The organism is Stutzerimonas stutzeri, from assembly GCF_000935215.1.
Lineage (GTDB): Bacteria > Pseudomonadota > Gammaproteobacteria > Pseudomonadales > Pseudomonadaceae > Stutzerimonas.
Genome location: NZ_JXXD01000103.1, coordinates 1 through 10,462, shown reverse-complemented (window position 1 = coordinate 10,462; position 10,462 = coordinate 1). Strand labels below are relative to the sequence as shown.

General features: G+C 62.1%; 6 protein-coding genes. 4 read left to right on the top strand and 2 right to left on the bottom strand.

Annotated features, from left to right (window positions below; all coding sequences use genetic code 11):
- Positions 1–168: 168 nt before the first annotated feature.
- Positions 169–5,019 carry an NAD-glutamate dehydrogenase gene (locus tag LO50_RS11775; protein WP_044315115.1) on the top strand — a complete coding sequence of 1,617 codons (4,851 nt, stop codon included), beginning with the start codon at positions 169–171 and terminating at the stop codon, positions 5,017–5,019.
- A 150-nt stretch (positions 5,020–5,169) separates the two neighbouring features.
- On the opposite strand, the gene LO50_RS11770 is transcribed toward LO50_RS11775, so the two are convergent.
- On the bottom strand, positions 5,170–6,084 hold the full coding sequence (locus tag LO50_RS11770; protein WP_044315114.1) for a DUF6685 family protein: 915 nt from the start codon (positions 6,082–6,084) through the stop codon (positions 5,170–5,172).
- A 158-nt stretch (positions 6,085–6,242) separates the two neighbouring features.
- Here LO50_RS11770 and LO50_RS11765 point away from each other — a divergent pair, with 158 nt between their 5' ends.
- Positions 6,243–6,464, top strand: coding sequence for a DUF2835 domain-containing protein (locus LO50_RS11765; protein ID WP_044315113.1), 222 nt, complete (start codon positions 6,243–6,245; stop codon positions 6,462–6,464).
- A 111-nt stretch (positions 6,465–6,575) separates the two neighbouring features.
- A complete protein-coding gene (locus LO50_RS11760; protein WP_044315112.1) occupies positions 6,576–7,607 on the top strand; it encodes a quinone-dependent dihydroorotate dehydrogenase in 1,032 nt (343 codons plus the stop codon).
- Positions 7,608–7,701: 94 nt separating this feature from the next.
- Here the strand turns inward: LO50_RS11760 and rmf are convergent, their stop codons facing one another.
- Positions 7,702–7,917: a ribosome modulation factor gene (gene rmf, locus LO50_RS24145; RefSeq protein WP_003280740.1), complete on the bottom strand. Its 216-nt coding sequence runs from the start codon at positions 7,915–7,917 to the stop codon at positions 7,702–7,704.
- Positions 7,918–8,276: 359 nt separating this feature from the next.
- On the opposite strand from rmf, the gene rlmKL reads away from it, so the two are divergent.
- Complete coding sequence (rlmKL, locus tag LO50_RS11755) at positions 8,277–10,457, top strand: bifunctional 23S rRNA (guanine(2069)-N(7))-methyltransferase RlmK/23S rRNA (guanine(2445)-N(2))-methyltransferase RlmL (RefSeq protein ID WP_044315111.1); 2,181 nt, start codon at positions 8,277–8,279, stop codon at positions 10,455–10,457.
- The last annotated feature ends 5 nt before the right edge of the window (positions 10,458–10,462 follow it).

Here is a 10,462-nt window from a genome sequence, read left to right as displayed (position 1 = left end):
CGGGCAGAGACGCCGGCTGCTATTGGCTGCTACAGACAGTCGCAGGCGACTGCAGGAGAAGCGCCACTTTACTGCATTAACCCTCGACTAGACTAACCTTGAACCTTCGACCTGTGCCGTCAGTCACTACCGACGTCTCTTTCCCCAGCAAGCCAAGCGGAGCCATACATGGCGTTCTTTTCAGCGGCCAGCAAGGCCGACTTTCAGCAGCAATTGCAGACAGCGTTAGCGCAACACGTAGACCCGAAAATCCTGCCGCAACTGAGCCTGTTCGCCGAACAGTTCTTCGGCATCGTCGCGCTGCCCGAACTCACCGAACGGCGCATGAGCGATCTGGTCGGCTCGACACTGGCCAGCTGGCGCCTGCTGGAGCGCTTCGATCCCGCCAAACCCGAGGTGCAGGTATTCAACCCCGACTTCGAGAAGCACGGCTGGCAATCGACCCACAGCGTGGTCGAGGTGCTGCATCCGGACATGCCGTTCCTGGTCGATTCAGTGCGCATGGAGCTGACGCGCCGCGGCTACAGCATCCATACCCTGCAAACCAGCGTGCTGCAGGTGCGTCGCGGGGCCGACGGCAGCTTGTTGGAGTTGCTGCCCAAGGACGAGCGCGCCGCTGACAGCCACGCCGAATCGTTGATCTTCGTCGAGATCGATCGCTGCGCCAGTCCGACGGCCCTGCGCGAGCTCGAGCAGTCACTGCTGGGTGTGCTGGCTGATGTGCGTCAGGTGGTGGGTGACTTTGCGGCGATGAAGGGCAAGGCGGTCGAGCTGCAAGGGCGTCTGGAGCAGGTCAACCTGAGCATCAACGGCGACGAGCTGGACGAGATTCGCGACTTCATGCGCTGGCTGGCGGACGACCATTTCACCTTCCTCGGCTACGAAGAGTTCTCCGTGCAGGAACAGGCCGAGGGCGGGCGCATCGTCTATGACGAAAGCTCGCTGCTGGGTCTGTCGCGCAGCATGCGCACCGGGCTTTCCGAGGAGGAGCAATCGCTCACCGCCCAATCGGTCAGCTACCTGCGTGAGCCGCTGCTGCTGTCGTTCGCCAAGGCGGCCATGCCCAGTCGCGTGCACCGTCCGGCTTACCCTGACTTCGTCTCGGTGCGTGAATTCGATGACGAGCGGCGGGTGGTTCGCGAATGCCGCTTCCTCGGCCTGTTCACCTCGTCGGTCTACACCCAGAGCGTGCGACGCATCCCGTTCATCCGCAGCAAGGTCGAGACGGTCGTGCAGCGCGCCAATTTCGGCAGCTCCGCGCATCTGGCCAAGGAGCTGGTGCAGGTTCTCGAGGTGCTGCCGCGTGACGAGCTGTTCCAGGCGCCGATCGACGAGCTGTTCGAAAACGCCATCGCCATCGTGCAGATCCAGGAACGCAATCGGCTGCGGCTGTTCCTGCGTTTCGACCCCTATCGGCGTTTCTGCTACTGCCTGGTGTACGTACCGCGTGACAGTTACTCCACCGAGACACGGCTGAAAATCCAGCAGGTGCTGCAGGAGCGGCTCGAAGCCAGCGACTGCGAGTTCTCCACCTATTTCTCCGAATCGGTGCTGACGCGCGTGCAGTTCATCCTGCGTCTGGACCCCAGTCGCGCGCTGCAGGTGGATACGGTGCGCCTGGAGCAGGAAGTGCTGCAGGCCTGCCGTACCTGGCAGGACGATTACCAGAGCCTGGTGGTCGAGCGCTTCGGCGAGGCCAGGGGCACCCATCTGCTCAGCGAGTTTCCGAAAGGTTTCCCGGCCGGCTACCGCGAGCGCTTCTCGCCGCAATCGGCCACCGTCGACATGCAGCATGTGCTCGACCTCAGCGAGGAACGCCCGCTGGTGATGAGCTTCTATCAGCCGATCACGGCTGAAGAGAACCGCCTGCACTGCAAGCTCTACCACCTGAATACACCGCTGCCGCTGTCGGACATCCTGCCGATCATGGAGAACCTGGGGCTGCGGGTGCTCGGCGAGTTTCCGTTTCGGTTGCGTGACCGCAGCGGCCGCGAGTACTGGATACACGACTTCGCCTTCACTTATGCCGAAGGTCTGGAAATCGACCTGCTGGAGATCAACGAGGCGCTGCAGGATGCGTTCATCCATATCTACGGCGGCTTTGCCGAGAACGATGGATTCAACCGTCTGGTACTGACCGCAGGCCTGGCCTGGCGGGAAGTGGCGCTGCTGCGCGCCTATGCGCGCTATCTCAAGCAGATTCGCATGGGCTTCGACCTTGGCTATATTGCCAGCGCGCTGCTCAACCACACGGATATCGCCCGCGAGCTGGTGCGGCTGTTCAAGATGCGCTTCTACCTGGCGCGCAAGCTCGGTGACGAGGATCTGGCAGACAAGCAGCAACGGCTGGAACAGGCGATTCTCACAGCGCTGGATGAGGTGGCGGTACTCAACGAGGACCGGATTCTGCGGCGCTATCTGGCGCTGATTCAGGCCACCCTGCGAACCAACTTCTATCAGCCGGATGCCAACGGCAAACCCAAGTCGTATTTCAGCTTCAAGCTTGATCCACGCGCGATCCCGGAGATGCCGCGCCCGGCACCGATGTACGAGATATTCGTCTATTCGCCACGGGTCGAGGGCGTGCACCTGCGCGGCGGCAAGGTGGCGCGTGGCGGGTTGCGCTGGTCCGACCGTGAAGAGGACTACCGCACCGAAGTGCTCGGCCTGGTCAAGGCGCAGCAGGTGAAGAATGCGGTAATCGTTCCCGGCGGCGCGAAAGGCGGTTTCGTGCCGCGTCGTCTGCCTACCAGTGGCACGCGGGATGATATTCAGGCCGAAGCGATCGCCTGCTATCGCATTTTCATCAGTGGCCTGCTCGACATCACCGATAACCTGCATGAAGGCCAGGTCGTTCCGCCCGCCAATGTACTGCGCTATGACGGTGACGATCCCTATCTGGTGGTCGCTGCGGACAAGGGCACAGCGAGCTTTTCGGACATCGCCAACGGCATCGCCGCCGAATACGACTTCTGGCTCGGCGACGCCTTTGCCTCGGGCGGCTCGGCAGGCTACGACCACAAGAAGATGGGCATCACCGCGCGCGGCGCCTGGGTTTCGGTGCAGCGGCACTTCCGTGAGCGCGGCATAAACGTGCAGACCGACGTGATCAGCGTCATCGGCATCGGTGACATGGCTGGCGATGTGTTCGGCAACGGTCTGCTGATGTCCGAAACCCTGCAGCTGGTGGCCGCGTTCAACCATCTGCATATTTTCATCGACCCCAATCCCGATCCTGCGCGCAGTTTCATCGAGCGCAAGCGCCTGTTCGACCTGCCGCGCTCGTCATGGACCGATTACGACGTGTCGCTGATCTCGGAAGGCGGTGGCATCTTCCCGCGTTCGGCCAAGCGAGTCGCGATCACGCCACAGATGAAAGAGCGCTTCGCCATCGAGGCGGATCAGCTGACTCCAGCCGAGCTGATCCACGCGCTGCTCAAGGCGCCGGTGGACCTGCTATGGAATGGCGGTATCGGTACCTATGTGAAGAGCGGCGGCGAAAGCCACGCCGAAGTCGGCGACAAGGCCAACGATGCGGTGCGGGTCAATGGCGCCGATCTACGAGCCAAGGTGGTGGGCGAGGGCGGCAACCTCGGCATGACCCAGCTGGGGCGCGTCGAGTACGCGCTGCATGGCGGATCGAGCAATACCGACTTCATCGACAATGCCGGCGGCGTCGATTGCTCGGATCATGAAGTGAACATCAAGATCCTGCTCAATGAGGTGGTCAGCGCTGGCGACATGACCGCCAAGCAGCGCGATCAACTGCTGTTCGAAATGACCGACGCGGTGGCCGAGCTGGTGCTGCAGAACAACTACAAGCAGACCCAGGCGCTGTCCCAGGCGCAGCATCGCTCGCGGGAGCGGGCCGCCGAGTATGTTCGGTTGATCAATGCGCTGGAGGCGGCGGGGCAGCTCGACCGCGCGCTCGAGTTCCTGCCCAGCGATGACGCCCTAACCGAGCGCGCCAGCATCGGCAAGGGGCTGACCCGGCCGGAGCTGTCGGTTCTGATTTCCTACAGCAAGATCGAACTGAAGAAAGCGCTGCTGGATTCGCGCGTGCCGGACGACGACTACCTCGCCCGCGAAATGGAAAGTGCCTTCCCGCAGCAACTGAGCGAGCGTTTCCACGATGCCATGCTGCAACATCGCCTCAAGCGCGAAATCGTCGCTACCCAGATTGCCAACGATCTGGTCAACAACATGGGCATCACTTTCGTTCAGCGCCTGAACGAGGCGACGGGCATGAGTGCGGCGAATGTCGCCGGAGCCTACGTGATCGTGCGCGACATCTTCCATCTGCCTCACTGGTTCCGGCAGATCGAGGCGCTGGATCACAAGGTACCGGCGGAGCTGCAGTTGGCCTTGATGGATGAGCTGATGCGTCTGGGCCGCCGCGCGACGCGCTGGTTCCTGCGCAATCGTCGTAGCGAGCTGGATGCCGCACGCGACGTCGCGCACTTTGGCCCGCGGGTCGCTGCCCTTGGTCTAAAGCTCGATGAACTGCTGCAAGGCTCGACGCGTGACCGCTGGCAGGAGCGCTATAAGCGTTACACCGAAGCCGGGGTGCCGGAGCTGCTGGCGCGCATGGTGGCCGGTACCAGCCATCTGTACACGCTGCTGCCGATTCTGGAGGCCGCTGACGAAACTGGCCAGGTGCCTGCGCTGGTGGCGGCAACCTACTTCGCCGTCGGTGGTGCGCTGGAGCTTCCCTGGTATCTGCAGCTGCTCACCAACCTGCCGGTTGCCAACAACTGGCAGGCCCTGGCGCGTGAAAGCTTCCGCGACGACCTCGACTCACAGCAGCGCAGCATCACGGTATCGGTGCTGCAGATGGAGAACGGTCCGGAGGCGATCAGCGAGCGGGTCGACGCCTGGTTGTCTCAACGACCAGTGTTAATGGAGCGCTGGCGCTCGATGCTGGCCGAGCTGCGCGGCGCCAGCGGCACCGACTACGCCATCTATGCAGTCGCCAGCCGCGAGCTGCAGGGGCTGGCGCAGTCGGTAGGGCATGGCTGACGAGGTCTTGCGGCTTCGTCCGTGGACGATCCGTCCGCGGCAGAGGCCGCGCCGTTAATGCGGCGCAACTGAAAAACGCACTGCCCTCGGGCGGTGCGTTTTTTTAGCGGATGGGTGTTTGCTGCGCAGGGGGGGCGTGGCGGTAAACACTCAGTCCTGCGCAGGCAGTCCGACCTTGAAGCGAGTGATCTGCGGCAGATCGCGCAGGTAGCGGATCAGGTCAGGTGCGCCTGCCAGCTTCAGCCCCTCGCCAATGGCATTGGCTGTGGGGTCACGCTTCTCCAGCAACAGCAACTCGGAATTGCTGGCATCGCGCAGTAGTGTCAAGCGGGCATAGGGGACCTGGCTGTCGAGCAGCATGGCCATGAATTCACGGTCGCTCCAGGCCTGAGCAGGCATCGTCACGGCGTGGTAGTCAGCGTCCAGCGCGTGAACACCGGAGCGGTCGAGGCGGTAATCGGTGACCTCCGCCGGCAGCATGACTTCCAGGCCGCGCAAGCGCGCGTAGGCCACGGCGCAAGCAAAGGCTTCCAGATGGTGTTCGCCGGCCCAATATAGCCGCTCCCCGAGCCAGCTGGCCTGGCGAACATCGATCGCTGCCCCCTTGTCGAAGCCGGGCAAGGCGGTACCGAGTGCTCGAAGAAAATCCTTGTAGCTGATGATTCGTACCTGCCGACAACCCGCCGTGCTGGAAAAGGCTTCGAAGGTCGGGTAACTCGGTTCATTTTTGCGCTGCCCGCCGAAGCCGTCGATCTGCCGCAGGTCGAGCCGTGACCGGGTGCAATCCTTGCTGATCAAGTGGGTCAGCGCAGCATGGGCACGGGCCTTGTCTTCCTGCACCGGGCCGGAGAGCGCACCACGTGGCAGCTCCAGCAAGCGTTGCAGGCAGGGGCCATCGTTCCAGAAAATGCTGGGCTCAGGCTCGGGTAGGCGGGAAAAGGGCAGCTGCAGGCTGCTGGCGCGATCCTGAATGGGAAGCGAAGCCTTGGAGCGCAGCCCGAGGCGTTGCGCAAGTCGTGCGATTTGAGAAGTCAGTGAAGGCATTGGCTCGGGCAGGCTCATCATGATGCTTGAGCTCTCAGGGCTACGGCCGAAGTGTGGCAGACCTGTGTCATTTGCGCACGGGCTTTGCGCCACCCGTAGCGCTGGCCTGCGTCACAGCCTTGGGCAAAGATCGCGTGTCGATGTGGCAATATCGCTGAATAGATCACTGAGGAGCCTCCATGCCAAATCTGGTACTGGATATCGCGCTGTCCGCCGAACGAATGAAGGCGGTCTACCAGGGCCATGCGAATCGAGTCCTGATTCGAAGTCGCGACGGCACGCGAGTCAGCTTGCCGGCGCATCATCTGCGCCCGTTTCTGACCCACGAAGGGATATATGGTTCCTTCGAGCTCGAATTCGCTGAGCAGGGACAATTGCCGCGTTTGCGGCGTCTGCAATGAACCCGTCGGTCGGTGCGCTCGACCGGCCTATTTCCTCACTGGCGGCAGCGGCTGAAGCCCTCTCGGGCTGCTATACTCCGCGTCCACATTTACCGAGACCTTAGGCTGCGTATGTATAACCTGGCCCGCCAGCTATTGTTCAAGTTATCTCCGGAAACTTCCCATGAACTTTCCCTCGAGCTGATTGGCGCCGGTGGCCGTCTCGGGCTCAATGCAATGCTTGGCAAAGCGCCAGCAAGTCTTCCTGTTCAGGTGATGGGGCTCGATTTCCCCAATCCGGTCGGCCTGGCAGCAGGGTTGGACAAGAACGGCGAAGCCATTCGCGGAATGTCGCAGCTCGGCTTCGGTTTCATCGAAGTGGGAACCGTGACGCCGCGCCCGCAGCCAGGTAACCCCAAGCCACGGATATTCCGCCTGCCCGAGGCCGAGGCGATCATCAATCGCATGGGTTTCAATAACCATGGTGTAGATGCGCTGCTGGCTCGGGTAGCGGCCGCCAGGTTCAAGGGCGTCCTCGGTATCAACATCGGCAAGAATTTCGATACGCCTGTCGAGCGCGCCGAGGAGGACTACCTGCTCTGCCTGGACAAGGTCTATCACCACGCAAGCTACGTCACCGTCAACGTCAGTTCGCCGAACACGCCTGGCTTGCGCAGCCTGCAGTTCGGCGACTCGCTCAAGCATTTGCTCGATGCGTTGCGACTGCGCCGTGAGGATCTGGAGATCATGCATGGCAAGCGCGTGCCGCTTGCGATCAAGATCGCTCCGGACATGACCGACGAAGAAACCGCTCTGGTGGGCGAGGCGGTATTCCAGGCCGGGATGGACGCGATCATCGCCACCAACACTACCCTTGGCCGAGAAGGCGTTGCCGGCTTGGCTCATGCTGACGAAGCTGGTGGCCTGTCTGGTGCGCCCGTTCGGGAGAAGAGCACCCACACGGTCAGGGTGCTGGCACAGACGCTAGGCGGACGGCTGCCGATCATTGCTGTGGGCGGCATCACCGAGGGCAGGCACGCGGCAGAGAAGATCGAGGCGGGTGCCAGCCTGGTTCAGTTGTATTCAGGTTTCATCTACAAGGGACCGGCATTGATCCGCAAGGCGGTGGATGCCATCGCGGCGCTGCGTTCAAAAGCGCATTGATGATTGCCCGGAAGGGGCTCTTGTTGGGAGCCCCTGGGCTTCTCGCCCGCCGCCCGGGTGGGGCGCGCTATATCAAGTCGGGTGGATCGGTGAATTAGCCGACCGCGTGAAGTTCGTTGAGTCTATGCAGACCGGCCGTGCCGGTCAGACCATCCCAGTTGTCGCCGCGACCCTCCCGCCAGCCGTTAATCCAGGCTTGGCGAACATTGGGATGGGAAAAAGGACAGAGGTCGCGAGATTTGCCATGTATGCCGTGCTGGTAACCGCGTAGAAATGCTCGTTCCATCGGATCACGCTTGAGTCTTCTCATTGGGTATTGCCCTCAGTGGTTGACTGGTGTTCCTGTGGCCTCATGGCGAGACCGGGCAGATAGACTGCCAATGAAGCGCGCTGCCGGCGTGGCACGCTTCGCCGGCACCATTGCGATGTCGGCCTGAGGTGAGTTCTAACGCAATGCTGAAGACGCTGGAATGATCGTTTTGTCATAAGTAGGTAACGAATCTATGGTTCTACCCATAAGCCTGAAAGGGCAAGGGATGCGAAGTGCACTGCTTGGCCGCTTCTGCATGATTGCAACCATGATGTTTGTAACTTCTTTCTAATTTTCTTTGCTGGGCCTGTTCCGACGAAAGGGTCGCGACGGTCCGAAGCACCTTTTGTGGAAACTCCATGACCGACCGCCATGAACTGATCCTGACCTGTCCCAAGGGACTAGAAGGCCTGCTGCTCGAGGAAGCCACCGCGCTTGGACTGGAGGAGAGTCGCGAGCAGACATCCGCGATTCGCGGCTTCGGTACGCTGGAGGTGGCCTACCGGCTCTGCCTATGGTCGCGCCTGGCCAATCGCGTGCTGCTGGTGATCAGCCGTTTTCCCACTGTAGACGCCGAGACGCTTTACCAAGGGGTTCACGCCGTCGACTGGGCTGACCATCTGCAGCCTGCCGGCAGCCTGGCAGTGGAGTTCAGTGGTCGTGGCTCGGGCATCGACAACACCCATTTCGGTGCGCTCAAGGTCAAGGACGCCATCGTGGATCGGCTGCGAACCGCATCTGGCGAGAGGCCCAGCATCGACAAGCTCGATCCTGATCTGCGCGTGCATCTGCGCCTCGACAAGGGGCAAGCGGTGCTTTCGCTCGACCTCTCCGGGCACAGCCTGCACCAGCGTGGCTATCGACTGCAGCAGGGTGCAGCGCCGCTCAAGGAAAACCTTGCTGCCGCGATCCTGATGCGTGCCGGCTGGCCACGTATCGCCGCTGCTGGTGGCGCGTTGACAGATCCCATGTGCGGCGTCGGCACCTTTCTTGTCGAAGGGGCGATGATGGCGGCGGACATCGCGCCGAACCTCAAGCGCGAGCGTTGGGGTTTCAGTGCCTGGCTGGGGCACGTACCCGCGCTGTGGTCGCGACTGCATGCCGAAGCTCAGGCACGGGCAGAGGTTGGCTTGGCCAAGCCGCCCTTATGGATTCGCGGCTATGAGGCCGATCCGCGGCTGATCCAGCCGGGACGCAACAACATCGAACGCGCTGGGCTGGCCGGCTGGATCAAGGTCTACCAGGGTGATGTCGGCGACTTCGAGCCGCGCCCGGACCAGAATCAGAAGGGCTTGGTGATCTGCAATCCGCCCTATGGTGAGCGCCTCGGCGACGAGGCGAGCCTTCTCTATCTCTACCAGAACCTCGGCGAACGCCTGCGCCAGGCCTGCCTGGGCTGGGAAGCCGCGGTATTCACCGCCGCGCCGGATCTCGGCAAGCGCATGGGCATCCGCAGTCACAAGCAGTACGCGTTCTGGAACGGTGCGCTGCCGTGCAAGCTGCTGCTGATCAAGGTCGAGCTGGATCAGTTCGTGACAGGTCAGCGCGGCGCCGGCCATGAGGAACATTTACAGCAGCAGGTGCCGGTCGAGCAGGCACGCCTCAGCGAAGGCGGGCAGATGTTCGCCAATCGCCTACAGAAGAATCTGCGTCAGCTCGGCAAATGGGCGCGTCGTGAGGGTATCGAATGCTACCGGCTATACGACGCGGACATGCCTGAGTACGCCCTGGCGATCGATCTGTACGGTGACTGGGTGCACGTGCAGGAGTATGCGCCGCCGCGCTCCATTGATCCGGAGAAGGCCCAGGTGCGCCTGCTCGATGCATTGGCTGCCATACCGCAAGCACTGGGCATTCCACGCGAGAAGGTGGTGGTAAAGCGCCGCGAGCGCCAGACGGGAACGCGCCAGTATGAGCGTCAGGCCAGTCAGGGCGAGTTTCTCGAAGTGACCGAGGGCGGCGTCAAGCTGCTGGTGAATCTCACCGATTATCTGGATACCGGTCTGTTCCTCGATCATCGCCCATTGCGCCTGCGCATTCAGCGTGAAGCGGCCGGCAAGCGTTTCCTCAACCTGTTCTGCTATACCGCAACCGCCACGGTTCATGCAGCCAAGGGCGGTGCGCGCAGCACCACCAGCGTCGACCTGTCGAAAACCTATCTGGACTGGGCGCGTCGCAATCTCTCGTTGAATGGCCTTTCGGATCGCCAGCGCCTGGAACAGGGCGACGTGATGGCCTGGCTGGAAGAGGACCGTGGTGAGTACGACCTGATCTTCATCGACCCGCCGACGTTCTCCAATTCCAAGCGCATGGAAGGCGTGTTCGACGTACAGCGGGACCATCAGGCGCTGCTCGATCTGGCGATGGCTCGATTGGCGACGGGCGGAGCGCTGTATTTCTCCAACAACTTCCGCAAATTCGTGCTGGATGCCAGCCTGAGCGACCGCTATGCCGTAGAGGAAATCAGCAGCGCAACGCTGGACGAGGATTTCCGTCGTAACCCCCGGATCCACCGCGCCTGGAAATTCCAGGCGCGGTGATCATC

Coding starts and splice junctions, on each gene's coding strand:
- LO50_RS11775 (WP_044315115.1), top strand. CDS start 169: ATGGCGTTCTTTTCAGCGGCCAGCAAGGCCGACTTTCAGCAGCAATTG.
- LO50_RS11770 (WP_044315114.1), bottom strand. CDS start 6,084: ATGATGAGCCTGCCCGAGCCAATGCCTTCACTGACTTCTCAAATCGCA.
- LO50_RS11765 (WP_044315113.1), top strand. CDS start 6,243: ATGCCAAATCTGGTACTGGATATCGCGCTGTCCGCCGAACGAATGAAG.
- LO50_RS11760 (WP_044315112.1), top strand. CDS start 6,576: ATGTATAACCTGGCCCGCCAGCTATTGTTCAAGTTATCTCCGGAAACT.
- rmf (WP_003280740.1), bottom strand. CDS start 7,917: ATGAGAAGACTCAAGCGTGATCCGATGGAACGAGCATTTCTACGCGGT.
- rlmKL (WP_044315111.1), top strand. CDS start 8,277: ATGACCGACCGCCATGAACTGATCCTGACCTGTCCCAAGGGACTAGAA.